Below are 14,447 nucleotides of genomic sequence, written 5' to 3' on the forward strand. Positions count from 1 at the left end.
AACAGGCTTGATCGTGAACGAGGCAAAACAAAAGGGCCGGCTGGGCCGGCCCTTTCGGCAGGATGGTGGAAACGTCAGATGATGACGACTTTGGTGCCGACTTTGACGCGGCTGTAGAGGTCCATGACGTGCTCGTTGATCATGCGGAAGCAGCCATTGGAGGCGCTGGTTCCGATCGACTGCGGCGCGATGGTGCCGTGAATGCGCAGATGCGTGTCCTTCTTGCCGTCATAGAGGTAGATGGCGCGGGCGCCGAGCGGGTTCTGGCCGCCTCCGGGCATGCCGTCCTTGTACTGGCCGTAATGCTTGGGCTCGCGCTTTTGCATGTCGAGCGTCGGGATCCAGCGCGGCCATTCCTGCTTGTCGCCGACCGCGACCGTGCCCTTGAACTGCAGGCCTTCACGACCGACCGCGATCGCGTAGCGACGCGCGGTCGAAAACGATTCGACGAGATAGAGCCGGCGCGCGCTGGTGTCGATGACGATGGTGCCCGGCTCATAGCCGGTGAACTCCACGTCCTGCGGCACAAACTCAGGCTTCACCTTGAACGGCTTCTTGGAGTCCTTCTTGGCGAGAGCCTGGTCGAGAGCCCGCGTCTCGGGCAGATAGCTGATCGACGACCGGGACGAGGTACCACCGAACAGGCCGGCGAACAGGCCGCCGCTTGGCTGATTCTGGCCGACGACCTCGCTACGCAGTTCGCCATTGTTGCCGGTCAAGGCGACATTCATCGCTTCGGCCGGAAGCGGCTCGGCCGACTGGATTGGTGTGATCGGTTCAATCGGCTCGATGACCTTGGTGGTCTTTTTCTTGGCCGGCTTGGCGTCAGCCACTTCGGTTGTTGCAGAAGCGCTCTGGCTCTTCTTGGCCAGGAAGGCCTGCCGTTCCGCTTCGGCCTTGGCCTTGGCCGCTTCACGCATCGCCAGCTTCCTGGCTTCGAGTGCCTTGGCTTTGGCGTCTTCCTTGTCGGCGACGATCTTGGCCTCGATCTTCTTGATCTGGGCGAGATCGTCCGGTGTCGGGTTTTTCTTCTTCTTGAGAAGCTTCAACTGCGTCGCATCGCTCTTGACTGCGGCGACGGTGATGGCGTCGGTTTTTTCTAACGAAACCGACTGTTGCGCGGCCATGTTTGCCGGCATTCCGGCGAAGGCCGGGGAATTCAGGCCGAATACGGCGCAAAGTCCCAGGAAAATGAAGCTGCGAAGCTGCATGGCGAAGATCCGATCGTTCAATGCTTGTTGCCCACGGCGTCGCCCGGCGTCCCCCAAGGACGCCGAAAATGCCGCGTGCAATCTATAGTCGAATAAGCGCGGGTGCCTCAAGCGCGAGACCCCGCCGCTGCCCGTCGAATCTTCGTGAACGCGCAGCATTTGCCGCGACTGTGTTCAAACGATCACAGGTCGCGGTTTGGACCAGATGGAGCTTACTGGTTCGGGACCTGCGGTGCCGCCGGCGCCGTGTTGGTGGCGCCGTTGCTTGCCGGCGGCGTCGAACCAGAGGCCGGCGCGGTGGCCGGAGCTGCCGGTGCAGGCGTCGTCGCGGCGCCATTGCCCGACGGCGGCGTCGGAGTCGTGCTGCCGGCGGGCGCCGGGGTCGTCGTGCCCGGCAATTGGTTGAGCACGCCCTTGCCGGCGCCGTCCGACGTCGCGGGAACGCGGTCGAGAATGTCGATCGGCTTCTCGCCATAGCGGGCAATGATCGACAAGGTCAGCGACGTCACAAAGAAAGCCGCCGCCAGGATCGCCGTCGCCCGGGTCAGCGCATTGGCGGCGCCACGCGCCGTCATGAAGCCCGATCCGCCACCAATGCCAAGCCCGCCGCCTTCGGAGCGTTGCAGCAGCACCACGCCGACGAGGGCGAGCACGACCATGAGATGGATGACGATCAGTACGGTTTGCATAGTTTATCCTGGCAAGGCCTTGCCCGGCCGCGGACACGACCGGTGAATTGGAGGCGGCTCAATACAATGCTTTCACGGCATTTCCAAGCCCGTGGCCGGAATATGGGAAGCAACGCGCCCTTTGCAACGAATTTGGACGGGATCCGACCCGTCCATCGTCGTGAATGTCAGCCTGAAATGCTGCGATAGGCTTCGGCGATACCCAGGAAATCAGCCGCTTTCAGGCTAGCGCCGCCCACCAGCGCGCCATCGACATTCCTGACGCCCAGCAGCTCCACTGCGTTGGACGGCTTAACCGAGCCACCATAGAGAATGCGCACTTTGGCAGCGATGGCGCCGAGCTTTTCCGCCAGCTTTTCGCGGATATGCGCATGCGCTTCGGCTACATCGACCGCGGTCGGCGTCAGGCCGGTGCCGATCGCCCATACCGGCTCATAGGCAATGATGGTGTTGGATGGCGTAGCACTCGGCGGCACCGAACCGTCGACCTGGCGCGCCAGCACGTCGAGTGTGGCGCCGGCCTCGCGCTGCTGCTGCGTCTCGCCGATACAGACGATGGCCACAAGCCCGGCGCGCCACGCGGCGGAGGCCTTGGCCTGGACCGTCGCATCGTCTTCGCCGCGTTGTTCGCGGCATTCGGAATGGCCGACAATGACATGGCTCGCGCCGGCGTCCTTCAGCATCTCGGCCGAGATGCAGCCGGTGTAGGCGCCGCTTTCCTTGGTGTGGCAATCCTCGCCACCGGCATGGACCGGCGTGCGCGACAGAATCTCCGCCGCATGCGAAAGCAGCGTGGCGGGAACGCAGACCAGGGCTTCGGTTTCCGCATCGAGCCCGCTCATGAACCCGTTGCCGATCATCCTCAGCTCATTGAGCGAGGCACTGGTGCCGTTCATTTTCCAGTTGCCGGCGACAAGTGGGCGAATTCCTGGCGTCATGGTCTGCTTCTCCGGGCAATATCAAGCTCTGGCCCTCACTACCAAAATCAGACCACAAAGCAATCGACAGTGGACCGGAAGGGCGCTATTGCGCTTGTTTCAAACTCGGCGCATGCGAAAATGCGCATAAATCGGAAGTAACGATGCTTGGTATATTGAGAAGCGCGGCGGGTACCTGGGTCGCGAAGACATTGCTTTCGCTGCTGGTGGTCAGTTTTGCCGCCTGGGGCATCTCCGGGAAGCTGATGGGCGGCTTTGCCGGCCACGATTCGGTGATAACGGCCGGTGGCACCAAGGTATCGATCAACGAATATCGCCTCGCCTATGATCGCCAGCTCGCCGTCATGTCGCAGCAGTTCGGTCAGCGCCTCACCCACGAACAGGCAAAGGCGCTCGGCATCGACAACCAGGTGCTGGCACAGCTTGTTTCCGGCGCCGTTCTCGATGAACAGGCGCGCAAGCTGGGGCTCGGCTTCTCCAAGGATCGCCTGGCCGAACTAACGCGCGAGGAGCCCGCCTTCCAGGGCCCGGGCGGCCAATTCGACCGCAGAGTGTTCGAATCGCGGCTTCGCGACCTCGGCATGCGGCCGGAGGACTACCTGAAGAACCGCGCCCAGGTGGCGGTGCGCCAGCAAATCGTCGAGGCGGTCTCGGACGGCCTCAAGGCGCCGGACACTTTCTTCAAGGCTGTGGCGCTCTATCGCGGTGAGGACCGCACCGTCGACTATCTGGCCTTGCCAAAGACGCTCGTCCAGCCGATCGAGGCGCCGAGCGACAGCGTGCTTCAGGCCTATTTCGAGGCCAACAAGAAAACCTATGCGGCACCTGAATACCGAAAATTCTCCTATGTCCGCCTCGAGCCGGTGGACATCATGGATCCGACAGCCGTCACCGACCAACAGGTCAGCGACGACTACAACAAGAACAAGGGGCGCTACACCACGCCCGAAATGCGCACCATAGAGCAGCTTGTGTTCAAGACGCCGGATGCGGCCAAGGCAGCGTTCGATTCACTCAAGGCCGGAGCCACCTTCGAAAAGCTCGTTACCGCCGAAGGCAAGACCCCCGCCGACACGCTGCTTGGCACACTCGCCAAGGACAAGATCGCCGACAAGGCGGTTGCCGATGCCGCTTTCGCGCTCAACGCCAATGAAGTCAGCCAGGTCGTTCAGGGCGCCTTCGGTCCGGTGCTGCTGCGCGTCACCGAGATCAAGCCCGAGGTGGTGAAGCCGCTCGCCGAAGTCTCCGACCAGATCCGCAAGGACCTGGCGCTGGGTGAGGCTAGCCGCATCTTGCTGGACGTGCACGACAATTACGAAGACACCCGGGCTTCCGGCAGTTCGCTGGCCAATGCGGCCGCCAAGCTGAAGCTGAAGGACATCACCATCGACGCCATCGACCGCAGTGGCCTCCGGCCGGACGGCTCCATCGTCAAGGACCTGCCGGAATCGCCGGAACTGATCAAGGCGGTCTTCGACGCCGAACCCAACACCGAAAACGAAGCACTGACCACGGCCGACAACGGCTTCATCTTCTACGAAGTTGCTTCGATCACGCCGGCTCGCGACCGCACGCTGGACGAGGTCCGCAAGAAAGCTGTCGCCGACTGGACGGCGGCGGAGACCACCAAGCGGCTCGCCGCCAAGGCGGGCGAGCTCGACAAGCGGCTCAAGGCCGGCGCCACGCTCGACGTCATCGCCGGTGATCTCAAGCTGGAGAAGCAGACCAAGCGCGGCCTGAAGCGCGAAGCCGACGATGCCGATTTCGGCAAGGAGGGCGCTGCCGTTATGTTCGGCGTCGGCGAAGGCGGCACCGGGTTGATCCCCTCGCCCACCGGTGACGGACAGATCCTGTTCAAGGTCGCCGAAGTGTTCGAGCCCGCCGGGGCCGATGCCAGTTCGGTGCCGGAGGATGCACAGAAATCCTTCACCTCCGGCATGTCGGACGATCTGCTCGACCAATTGGTGGCGCAGTTGCAGACGCAGTACGACGTCCGCATCGACCAGGCCGCCGTCGCCCAAGCCGCGACAAGATGAGCGCGCTGAAAACCTATATCGCCAAGGTGGCGGCCGGCACCGCGCTTTCCTTCGAGGAAGCGCGCGAGGCCTTCGACATCATCATGTCCGGCGACGCGACCCCTGGGCAGATCGGCGGCTTCCTGATGGCGTTGCGCGTACGCGGCGAGACGGTGAGCGAGATTTCCGGCGCTGTCGCCACGATGCGGGCCAAGATGCTCCGCGTCGAGGCGCCCGCGGGTGCTATCGATATCGTCGGCACGGGCGGCGACAATTCCCATAGCGTCAACATTTCGACGGGGTCGGCCTTCGTCATCGCCGCCGCCGGTGTGCCGGTCGCCAAGCACGGCAATCGCGGCCTGTCCTCGCTGACCGGTGCCGCCGATGTGCTGATCGCGCTCGGCGTCAAGATCGATCTCTCGCCCGAGTTCATCGGCCGTTGCATCCATGAGGCGGGCGTCGGCTTCATGTTCGCGCCCGCGCATCACCCGGCGATGAAGCATGTCGGCCCGACCCGCGTCGAGCTCGGCACCCGCACCATCTTCAACCTGCTCGGCCCCCTCTCCAATCCGGCTGGGGTAAAGCGGCAGATGGTCGGCGTGTTCCTGCCAGAATGGATCATGCCGGTTGCCGAGACGCTGAAGGCGCTGGGCACTGAGCATGCCTGGGTCGCCCATGGTGACGGCTATGACGAGATCACCACCACCGGCGAGACCCATGTCGCCGAACTGGTCGGCGGTGAGATCCGCAGCTTCACGCTGACCCCGGAAGAATTTGGGCTGAAGCGCCACACCAAGGACGAGCTGCGCGGCGGCGACGCCGCCTACAATGCCAAGGCATTGCGCGATATGCTGGGCGGGGCTGCCGGTGCCTATCGCGACACCGTGCTGATGAATGCCGGCGCCGGACTGGTGATCGCGGGCAAGGCAACGACGCTTGGCGACGGCATCGCGCTCGCCGCGCAAGCCATCGACAGTGGCCGCGCGCTGCAGGTGCTCGACCGCCTGGTCGAAATTTCGAACGGGTGAACCGTGTCTGACATTCTGCGCAAGATCGAGGCCTACAAGCGCGATGAGATCGCGGCGGCCAAGGCACGCGTGCCGCTGGCCGAGATCAAGGCGCGCGCGAAAGATGCCGACGCACCGCGCGGCTTTCTCGCCGCACTCGAGGCGAAGCACAGATCGGGCGGATTCGCCCTGATCGCCGAAATCAAGAAGGCCAGCCCCTCCAAAGGGCTGATCCGGGCCGACTTCGATCCACCGGCCTTGGCGCAGGCCTATGAAAAGGGCGGCGCCGCCTGCCTTTCGGTGTTGACCGACGCACCGTCCTTCCAGGGTGCGCCGGAATTTCTCACCAAGGCACGGGCAGCCGTTGCCCTGCCCGCGCTGCGCAAGGATTTCCTGTTCGATCCCTATCAGGTCTATGAGGCCCGCGCCTGGGGCGCGGACGCCATCCTGATCATCATGGCCAGCGTCGACGATGCTTTGGCGAGCGAACTGGAGGCGACCGCATTCGAACTTGGCATGGATGCGCTGATCGAGGTGCATGACGAGGCCGAGACGCTGCGCGCGGTAAAACTGTCGTCGCGGCTGATCGGCATCAACAACCGCAATCTGAGAACGTTCGAAACCAGCCTCAAAACCTCGGAGCAGCTGGCGCCGATGGTGCCGAGCGGACGCCTGCTGGTCAGTGAGAGCGGCATCTTCACCCATGACGACTGCCTCAGGATGCAGAAGACCGGCATCGGCACCTTCCTCGTCGGCGAGAGCCTGATGCGGCAACAGGATGTCACCGCGGCCACGCGCCTGCTTTTGACGGGCAAGGCGCCGGCCGAGGCTATCTGACAATGACATCAGCCCTCACCCATCTCGGTAAGCAGGGCGAGGCCAACATGGTCGATGTCGGCGACAAGGAAGAGACGACACGCACCGCGATCGCCGAGGGGTTCGTCTCGATGCAGCCCGAGACGCTGAAGACCATCCTCGCCGGCAACGCCAAGAAGGGCGATGTGCTCGGCACCGCGCGCATCGCCGGCATCATGGCCGCGAAGAAGACGCATGAACTGATCCCGCTCTGCCATCCACTGCTGCTCACCAAGGTTTCCGTCGACATCGAGCCCGACCATGCGCTGCCCGGCCTGAAGGTCACCGCGCTGGCGCGCGTCACCGGCAAGACCGGCGTCGAGATGGAGGCGCTGACCGCAGCGTCGGTCGCCTGCCTGACCATTTACGACATGGCCAAGGCCGTGGACCGCGCCATGGTCATCTCCGGCATCCGCCTGGTGGAAAAGACCGGCGGCAAGTCCGGCGACTACAAGGCGGGCGCCTGATGGCGCTGGTTCCCGTCGCCGAGGCGCTCGAACGCCTGCTGGATGGCGCAGCACCCCTGGCCGGCGAAAGTGTTTCTCTCTTCGAGGCGGTCGATCGTGTGTTGGCGGAGCCTGTCGTGGCCCTGCGCACCCAGCCGCCCTTCAATGCCTCGGCCATGGATGGTTACGCGGTCCGCACTGCCGATGTCGCGTTCGTGCCGTCGAAACTCTCGGTGATCGGCATGGCACCGGCCGGGCGCGGCTTTGACGGCTCGGTCGGCGAGCGCCAGGCGGTGCGCATCTTCACCGGCGCGCCGCTGCCTGAAGGCGCCGACACCATCGTCATCCAGGAAAACGTCCGGGATCTCGGTGGCGGCAATATCGAAGTGATTGAGCCCACCGGTGAGTGGCGCAACATCAGACGTGTCGGCCTCGACTTTTCCAAAGGCGACGTGCTGCTGGAAAGCGGCCGCTTGCTCGACCCGGCAGCGCTTTCGCTGGCGGCATCAGCCAACCGTCCAGCAGTCACAGTGGTCAAACGGCCGCTGGTCGCCATAATCGCCACTGGCGACGAGTTGTTGCCGCCCGGCAGCGAACTCGGGCCGGACCAGATCATCTCGTCCAACGCCTATGGCGTCGCCGCTGTCGCGCAGTCGGTCGGCGCCCGCGCGCTCGATCTCGGCATTGCCGCCGATCGCAAGGAGGCCATTGCCGCGCTGGTGCAAAAAGCGGTCGCGGCTGGTGCGGATGTCATCGTTACCCTTGGCGGCGCCTCGGTCGGCGATCACGATCTCATCCATGACGTGCTGACCGGTGAAGGCATGACGCTCGGCTTCTGGAAGATCGCCATGCGCCCCGGCAAGCCGCTGATGTTTGGGCGCCTCGGCGCTATCAGGTGCATCGGCCTGCCCGGCAACCCGGTGGCAAGCCTGGTCTGCTCGCAATTGTTCCTGAAGCCGCTTCTGGCAAAGCTCGGCGGCCGCAATCATCGCCAGGACATGCGTCCGGCGCGGCTTGGCGCCGCAATGCCAGCCAATGATCTGCGCCAGGATTATGTGCGGGCGGTGGTCAGGGACGACGAGGACGGGCTGGTGGCGACGCCGTTCAGCATCCAGGATTCTTCGATGCTGCGGATGCTGGCCGACGCCAACGGGCTGATCGTGCGGGCACCGTATGCCCCCGCATCCGCTGCCGGCGACACTTGCAGCGTGCTGATGCTGCGCTGAAGAATTGCCACGTAAACCGCTGATAATGTGTAAAAATGGTCTCTGTCATTCCGAGATCAACGTTCGCGTCAGCGCATGCGTCGGATCGGCAAGTCCATCGACAATGTCGTAGTGATGCCGGTCGGGCTCGACCACTGCGCTGGTGGTGGCGCCAAGGCCGGTCCAGATGTTGGCCAGCAACGCAGTCTGGCGCAGGAACTCCGAGCGCTCGCCGCCGCCGGCCCAGCAGGTGATGCGGGTGCCATCCAGGGGGCGCAGCAGCGCCGGGCTTTCCACCAAGGCTTCGGCCTCATCGATTGCCAGTGCCGCATTGTGCCCGGTGAGCATGAGTGGACGCAGGTCATGCAGGCCTGAGATCGAGACGACGTGGCGTATGCGCTTTGCCACGTCGGCGGCGAGCGGCGTTGATGTGGTCACCATGCGGCTGGCGAGATGACCGCCGGCCGAATGTCCTGTCAGCATCAGCGGTCCTCCGACCATTGCCGCCGCCTTGTCGATCGCCGCGCCAATTTCGCGGACGATGCCGGCGATGCGTATGTCCGGACACAGCGTGTAGGACGGCATCGCCACGGCAAAGCCGTTGCCGACCGCGCCCTTGGCGAGGTGCGACCAGTCGCTCTTGTCGGACTCCAGCCAGTAACCGCCATGGATGAACACGACGAGCCCCTTAGGAGCCGCCGTGGGCAGGAAAAGATCGAACCGATTGCGCGGTCGCTCGCCATAGGCGACATCGATGCGTGCCCGGCCCTCAGCCAATAGCCCGTCCCGAAACGCTTGCGCCGGTTCGGTCCACGCGGCCGGCCAACGGTCGCTGCCGGCGATGTTCGCGCCATTGGCGTAGGCATTGTCCCAATCGGCAATGCGGTGTTCGAGCATCGGCACCCTCCCCAAAGCGCATCCGTTTGGCGCTAGCAATGGCCGTCACCATGCCATGCGTCAATGCCTCGTGGCAAAACATTTTAGGCTTGAAACAAATTTCGACTGGTGCGATCCTGCCCGGAGAACAGCCGACAATGGGAGGTCTGCTGTGCTGTCCAAACCTGCGGATGTTCACCCTTCCCGGTGGCGTCGTCGAACAGCTGGCTGCACGAAACCTCTCGCGAAAGATGGGAACTTAAGATCCACCACCTCGGACAGTGCTTCGCGCATCTGACCAGGTAGCAAATGGGATGGCGGCGACATGCTTGGGCCTTCAGCGCATATCGACACGTTCACGCGCGATCATCTGCCGCCGCCGGATCAATGGCCGGATTTCCTGCTCGACGGTTTCGACTATCCCGAGCATCTCAACGCCGGCGTCGAATTGACCGACAGGCTGGTCGAGAAGGGCCTCGGCGACCACACCGCCCTGATCGGCAATGGCCGCCGCCGCACCTACAAGGAACTGTCCGACTGGACGAACAGGCTGGCCCACGCGCTGGTCGAGAATTACGGCGTCAAGCCGGGCAACCGGGTGTTGATCCGCTCCGCCAACAACCCTGCAATGGTCGCCTGCTGGCTGGCCGCCACCAAGGTCGGAGCCGTCGTCGTCAACACCATGCCGATGCTGCGCGCCGGCGAACTCACCAAGATCGTCGACAAGGCGGAGATAACCATCGCGCTCTGCGACACCAGGCTGATGGACGAGATGACCGCCTGTGCCAAGGACAGCGCCTTCCTGAAGCAGGTGATCGGCTTCGACGGCACCGCCAACCATGACGCCGAACTCGACCGCATCGCGCTCGACAAGCCGGTCACATTCACCGCCGTCAACACCGGCCGCGACGACGTCGCCCTGCTCGGCTTCACTTCGGGCACGACAGGCGTGCCGAAGGCGACCATGCATTTCCACCGCGATCTTCTGATCATCGCCGACGCCTACGCCCGCGAGATCCTCCAGGTGACGCCGGACGATATCTTCGTCGGCTCGCCGCCGCTGGCCTTCACCTTCGGCCTTGGCGGGCTCGCCATCTTTCCCCTGCGCTTCGGTGCCGCGGCAACGTTGCTGGAACAGGCGACGCCGCCCAACATGATCCACATCATCGAAACCTACAAAGCGACCATTTCCTTCACCGCGCCGACCGCTTACCGCGCGATGCTGAAAGCCATGGATGAAGGCGCCGACCTGTCGTCACTGCGCGTCGCCGTTTCGGCCGGCGAGACATTGCCTGCTCCGGTCTTCGAAGAATGGACTGAGAAGACCGGCAAGCCGATCCTCGACGGCATCGGCGCCACCGAAATGCTGCACATCTTCATCTCCAACCGCTTTGACGACAGGAAGCCGGCGTCGACCGGCAAGCCGGTCGGCGGCTACGAGGCGCGCATCGTCGACGACGCAATGCGCGAGGTGCCGCGCGGCGAGACCGGACGGCTGGCGGTGCGCGGCCCGACCGGCTGCCGCTACATGGCTGACGACCGGCAGAAGGAGTATGTCCGCGACGGCTGGAACCTCACCGGCGACACGTTCACACAGGACGAGGACGGCTTCTTCCATTTCGCCGCGCGTTCTGACGACATGATCGTCAGCGCCGGCTACAACATTGCCGGCCCCGAGGTCGAGGCAGCGCTGCTGTCGCATCCCGATGTCGCCGAATGCGCTGTCATCGGTGCCGAGGATGGCGAACGCGGCCAGATCGTCGAGGCGCATGTCGTGCTTGTGCAAGGCGTCTCGCCGGACGCGTTGACCATCAAGCGCCTGCAGGACCACGTCAAGGCAACGATCGCGCCTTACAAATATCCGCGCTCGGTCAAATTCATCGCCGCCCTGCCCAAGACCCAGACCGGCAAGATCCAGCGGTTCCGGCTGCGCACGGAGAAAATCAATTGAGCGAGCCCTACGATCCGGCGTCGGAAGGCGCACAGATGTCCTTCAAGGAGCGTATGTCCTACAGCGACTATCTGCACCTGGAAAAAGTGCTGGAGGCACAGACGCCGCAATCGTCGGCGCATGACGAGATGCTGTTCATCATCCAGCACCAGACCTCGGAACTCTGGATGAAGCTCGCTCTGCACGAGATCGGCGCCGCGATCCGCTCCATCCGTGCCGACCGGCTTGAGCCGAGCTTCAAGATGCTGTCACGCGTCGCCCGCATTTTCGAGCAGCTCAACAATGCCTGGGACGTGCTGCGCACGATGACGCCAAGCGAATACACCGAGTTCCGCGACGCGCTCGGCCAGTCCTCCGGCTTCCAGTCCTGGCAATACCGCGCCATCGAATTCATGGCTGGCAACCGCAACCTTGCCATGCTCGGGCCGCACAAGCACCGGCCGGACCTCACCGGCAAGCTGGAGGCGATCCTGGCCCAGCCGTCCCTCTACGATGAAGCGCTGCTGCTTCTGGCGCGCAACGGGTTCGACATCGGCGCCGATGCCAGGCGCACGGACTGGCGGGAGACGCGCACCGAAAATGAAGAAGTCCTGGTCGCCTGGCAGACCGTCTACCGCGACCCGCAGCGCTACTGGATGTTCTATGAGCTGGCCGAAAAGCTGGTCGATTTCGAGGACTATTTCCGCCGCTGGCGCTTCAACCATGTCACCACGGTCGAGCGCATCATCGGCCTGAAGCGCGGCACCGGCGGCACATCAGGGGCGTCGTACCTGAAGAAGATGCTCGAGGTCGTCCTGTTTCCCGAATTGTGGACAGTCCGGACCCGGCTTTGACGTCTTATGTCACTGCCGTCTTGACCGCAAAACGCGCTTCCTGCCAGGCGCTGCTGCGCAGGATGTCCTCAAGCACCTCGACCGCCTGCCAGACGTCCTTGTAGCCGACATAGAGCGGCGTGAAGCCGAAGCGGATGGTTGACGGCGCGCGGAAATCGCCGATCACGCCGCGCTCGATCAGGGCCCGCATCACCTGGTAGCCATGCGGATGGAGGAACGACACCTGGCTGCCGCGCGCATTGCCGTCGCGCGGACCTTCGAGTTCGAGGCCGTAGGCGCCGCATCTGGCTTCGACGAGCTGGATGAACAGGTCGGTGAGCGCGATGCTCTTCTTGCGCACCGCCGCCATGTCGACATCGTCCCAGATATCCAGCGCCCCTTTCAGCGCCCGCATCGACAGCACTGGCTGCGTGCCGCACAGGAATCGGCGGATGCCGCTGCCGGCCGTATAGCTTTGCTCAAAAGCGAAGGGCCGCGCATGGCCCCACCAGCCGCTCAACGGCTGGTGGACATCGTCGTGATGGCGTTTCGCGGCATAGATGAAGGCCGGCGCGCCTGGACCGCCATTGAGATATTTGTAGGTGCAGCCGATGGCGAAATCGGCATTCGCGGCATCGAGCTCGACCGGCAAGGCGCCGGCGGTGTGGCAGAGATCCCAGACGATCAGAGCGCCGACCTGGTGAGCCTTGCACGTCAGCGCGGCCATGTCGCGCAATTGTCCGGTTTTGTAATTGACGTGGTTGACCAGGATGACCGCGACGCGCTCATCGATCAGTTCCTCAATGGTGGGCGCATCGACGCCTTCGAGCCGCAGCACCGTGCCCGGCCGCGTCGAGGCCACGCCTTCGGCCATGTAGAGGTCGGTTGGGAAACTGTCGCCCTCGGCGACGATGACCGATCGGTTCGGCCGCATGCCAAGGGCCGCATGCAGCACCTTGTAGATGTTGATCGAAGTTGTATCGCAGACCACCGTCTGGCCGAAAGCGGCGCCGATCAGCCGTCCGAGCTGGTCGCCGAGCGCAACCGGCATATCGAACCAGCCGGCAGTGTTCCAGGCACGAATGAGGTCCTGCGCCCACTCCTGCGTCGCCGCCTTCTGCAGCTCGTTGAAGACGGCGGGCGCCGCGCACCCAGCGAATTGCCGTCGAGGTAGATCACACCTTCCGGCAGAATGAAGCGGTCGCGCATGGCACGCAGCGGATCCGCCGCATCCATGGCTTCGACTGCTGCGAGATCGAGTGTTGCATTCATGATCGATTGTCCTTCGCGCATGGGCGCGCCCAGATGAACACGTCAGGTGAAATCGGCTGGGCAATCATGAGCAGTCTGCCAAACCCTGTCAAACATTATATATAATTTACGCCATGGAAGGCTTTCATATATAATCGTGACGTGACAGCCTAAGGATGGGACAACGATGTTGGACGAAGGACTCTCGAAGACGGAAGCGGCCTACCGGCTGGTGCGTCGCGATATCCTCGCGACCCGTCTGCGGCCCGGCGCGCCGCTCAAGCTCAGCGCGTTGCGCAACAGTTATGGCATTGGCTGGACGCCGTTGCGCGAAGCGCTGTCGCGACTGGAGGCGGAGCGCCTGGTGACTTCCATCAGCAATCGCGGCTTTGCCGTTGCTCCGGTTTCGCGCACCGAATTGGAAGACCTGTCGCGCGCCAGGTGTGTCGTCGAACTGCCACTGCTTCAGGAATCGATCGAGAAAGGTGGCCACGATTGGGAAAACGCGGTCGTCGCCGCCCATTACCGGCTGTCGCGTTGCAAGACCGCTGTCGACGATCCATCCGACGAAGTGGTCGACGAATGGGATGAAAAGCACGAGGCTTTCCACGCGGCACTGCTCAGTGCGGCAGCATCCCCCTGGCTGCTGACCTTTCATTCCACGATCGCGGATCAATTGCGTCGCCATCACCGTTTTCTCGGCTTGGCGCCAACGCTGCGGGCGGCGGCCGGCCTGCAGCATGGTTACGAGGAGGCCGTGGAGGCGTTGCGCCAGGCGGTCGCAATCGAACATCACACCGCGCTCATGGAGGCGGCGCTGGATCGTAATATCGAGCGCGCGAAAACCCTGATGATCGCCCATATCGGCTATACGCTGCATGTCTATGTCCATGCCGGCGACGGCAGCATAAATAAGCGGTAGCGCAACGGGATCACGGACCGAAGCCGGTATGGCAATTTCGTGGCAAAGTTGGCATTTTGGCTTCGTTTCGTTCACGGCAGGCCAAGGATTGGTGAAAGGAGAAAAATCTCTCATCGAGCTTTGTCGGCTACTGATGCCAGACCTCGGAGCAGGATAGGCCACAGGCCATTAACCAAAACAATTTCAAAGCCGGCAAGCGCACCGCGCGGCGGCAGGCAGGCATCGAACACCGCCTGTTGCCGGGCCAAATAATTTCAGACGCCTTAACG

The 14,447-nt window shown here is 63.5% G+C and carries 13 protein-coding genes and 1 pseudogene; 9 read left to right on the forward strand and 5 right to left on the reverse strand.

Annotated elements, in window-relative coordinates:
• Positions 1–74 precede the first annotated feature (74 nt).
• The 3 genes from HB778_RS32265 to tpiA all read right to left on the reverse strand — a co-directional run bounded on the left by HB778_RS32265 (position 75) and on the right by tpiA (position 2,838).
• On the reverse strand, positions 75–1,211 hold the full coding sequence (locus HB778_RS32265) for a L,D-transpeptidase (RefSeq protein WP_183465301.1): 1,137 nt from the start codon (positions 1,209–1,211) through the stop codon (positions 75–77).
• Positions 1,212–1,423: 212 nt separating this feature from the next.
• On the reverse strand, positions 1,424–1,900 hold the full coding sequence (gene secG / locus HB778_RS32270; RefSeq protein WP_183459781.1) for a preprotein translocase subunit SecG: 477 nt from the start codon (positions 1,898–1,900) through the stop codon (positions 1,424–1,426).
• Between the two features lie 167 nt (positions 1,901–2,067).
• Entirely contained in the window at positions 2,068–2,838 is a 771-nt protein-coding gene (gene tpiA / locus HB778_RS32275; protein ID WP_183459783.1) for a triose-phosphate isomerase, read from the reverse strand.
• 143 nt (positions 2,839–2,981) lie between these two features.
• Here tpiA and HB778_RS32280 point away from each other — a divergent pair, with 143 nt between their 5' ends.
• Genes HB778_RS32280 through HB778_RS32300 form a run of 5 tightly spaced genes read left to right on the forward strand, consistent with a single transcriptional unit; the run spans position 2,982 to position 8,387 of the window.
• Positions 2,982–4,874 (forward strand): SurA N-terminal domain-containing protein, encoded by a 1,893-nt coding sequence (locus HB778_RS32280; protein ID WP_183459786.1) that lies wholly within the window; start codon positions 2,982–2,984, stop codon positions 4,872–4,874.
• Positions 4,871–5,881, forward strand: a complete 1,011-nt coding sequence (gene trpD, locus HB778_RS32285; protein ID WP_183459788.1) for an anthranilate phosphoribosyltransferase — start codon at positions 4,871–4,873, stop codon at positions 5,879–5,881. Before HB778_RS32280 ends, trpD begins: the two co-directional genes overlap by 4 nt.
• A 3-nt stretch (positions 5,882–5,884) precedes the next feature.
• Positions 5,885–6,697, forward strand: coding sequence for an indole-3-glycerol phosphate synthase TrpC (gene trpC / locus HB778_RS32290; RefSeq protein WP_183459790.1), 813 nt, complete (start codon positions 5,885–5,887; stop codon positions 6,695–6,697).
• 2 nt (positions 6,698–6,699) lie between these two features.
• A complete protein-coding gene (gene moaC / locus HB778_RS32295) occupies positions 6,700–7,182 on the forward strand; it encodes a cyclic pyranopterin monophosphate synthase MoaC (protein ID WP_183459792.1) in 483 nt (160 codons plus the stop codon).
• Positions 7,182–8,387, forward strand: coding sequence for a molybdopterin molybdotransferase MoeA (locus HB778_RS32300; protein WP_183459794.1), 1,206 nt, complete (start codon positions 7,182–7,184; stop codon positions 8,385–8,387). The genes moaC and HB778_RS32300 overlap by 1 nt, the downstream gene beginning before the upstream one ends.
• 45 nt (positions 8,388–8,432) lie before the next feature.
• Here HB778_RS32300 and HB778_RS32305 read toward each other — a convergent pair whose 3' ends face one another.
• Positions 8,433–9,263 (reverse strand): alpha/beta hydrolase, encoded by an 831-nt coding sequence (locus HB778_RS32305; protein ID WP_183459796.1) that lies wholly within the window; start codon positions 9,261–9,263, stop codon positions 8,433–8,435.
• A gap of 38 nt (positions 9,264–9,301) precedes the next feature.
• Between HB778_RS32305 and HB778_RS32310 the strand changes: the two genes are divergently transcribed.
• From HB778_RS32310 to kynA, 3 genes are all read left to right on the forward strand, one after another.
• Positions 9,302–9,505, forward strand: coding sequence for a hypothetical protein (locus tag HB778_RS32310; RefSeq protein ID WP_183459798.1), 204 nt, complete (start codon positions 9,302–9,304; stop codon positions 9,503–9,505).
• Between the two features lie 62 nt (positions 9,506–9,567).
• The gene (locus HB778_RS32315) at positions 9,568–11,193 is read left to right on the forward strand and encodes an AMP-binding protein (protein ID WP_183459800.1); all 1,626 of its coding nucleotides are present in this window, start codon (positions 9,568–9,570) and stop codon (positions 11,191–11,193) included.
• The gene (kynA, locus tag HB778_RS32320) at positions 11,190–12,026 is read left to right on the forward strand and encodes a tryptophan 2,3-dioxygenase (protein ID WP_244661720.1); all 837 of its coding nucleotides are present in this window, start codon (positions 11,190–11,192) and stop codon (positions 12,024–12,026) included. The genes HB778_RS32315 and kynA overlap by 4 nt, the downstream gene beginning before the upstream one ends.
• A 4-nt stretch (positions 12,027–12,030) precedes the next feature.
• Here the strand turns inward: kynA and kynU are convergent.
• Positions 12,031–13,277: pseudogene (gene kynU / locus HB778_RS32325) on the reverse strand (kynureninase).
• Between the two features lie 166 nt (positions 13,278–13,443).
• Between kynU and HB778_RS32330 the strand changes: the two are divergent.
• On the forward strand, positions 13,444–14,178 hold the full coding sequence (locus tag HB778_RS32330; RefSeq protein ID WP_183459802.1) for a GntR family transcriptional regulator: 735 nt from the start codon (positions 13,444–13,446) through the stop codon (positions 14,176–14,178).
• Positions 14,179–14,447 lie beyond the last annotated feature (269 nt).

Source organism: Mesorhizobium huakuii (assembly GCF_014189455.1).
In the GTDB taxonomy this organism is placed as follows: Bacteria; Pseudomonadota; Alphaproteobacteria; order Rhizobiales; family Rhizobiaceae; genus Mesorhizobium; species Mesorhizobium huakuii_A.

What these genes read in the sequence shown, in the direction of transcription:
- HB778_RS32265 (WP_183465301.1), bottom strand. Translation starts at nt 1,211, where the DNA reads ATGCAGCTTCGCAGCTTCATTTTCCTGGGACTTTGCGCCGTATTCGGC.
- HB778_RS32280 (WP_183459786.1), top strand. Translation starts at nt 2,982, where the DNA reads ATGCTTGGTATATTGAGAAGCGCGGCGGGTACCTGGGTCGCGAAGACA.
- HB778_RS32310 (WP_183459798.1), top strand. Translation starts at nt 9,302, where the DNA reads ATGGCCGTCACCATGCCATGCGTCAATGCCTCGTGGCAAAACATTTTA.
- moaC (WP_183459792.1), top strand. Translation starts at nt 6,700, where the DNA reads ATGACATCAGCCCTCACCCATCTCGGTAAGCAGGGCGAGGCCAACATG.
- tpiA (WP_183459783.1), bottom strand. Translation starts at nt 2,838, where the DNA reads ATGACGCCAGGAATTCGCCCACTTGTCGCCGGCAACTGGAAAATGAAC.
- HB778_RS32330 (WP_183459802.1), top strand. Translation starts at nt 13,444, where the DNA reads ATGTTGGACGAAGGACTCTCGAAGACGGAAGCGGCCTACCGGCTGGTG.
- HB778_RS32300 (WP_183459794.1), top strand. Translation starts at nt 7,182, where the DNA reads ATGGCGCTGGTTCCCGTCGCCGAGGCGCTCGAACGCCTGCTGGATGGC.
- secG (WP_183459781.1), bottom strand. Translation starts at nt 1,900, where the DNA reads ATGCAAACCGTACTGATCGTCATCCATCTCATGGTCGTGCTCGCCCTC.
- HB778_RS32315 (WP_183459800.1), top strand. Translation starts at nt 9,568, where the DNA reads ATGCTTGGGCCTTCAGCGCATATCGACACGTTCACGCGCGATCATCTG.
- trpD (WP_183459788.1), top strand. Translation starts at nt 4,871, where the DNA reads ATGAGCGCGCTGAAAACCTATATCGCCAAGGTGGCGGCCGGCACCGCG.
- HB778_RS32305 (WP_183459796.1), bottom strand. Translation starts at nt 9,263, where the DNA reads ATGCTCGAACACCGCATTGCCGATTGGGACAATGCCTACGCCAATGGC.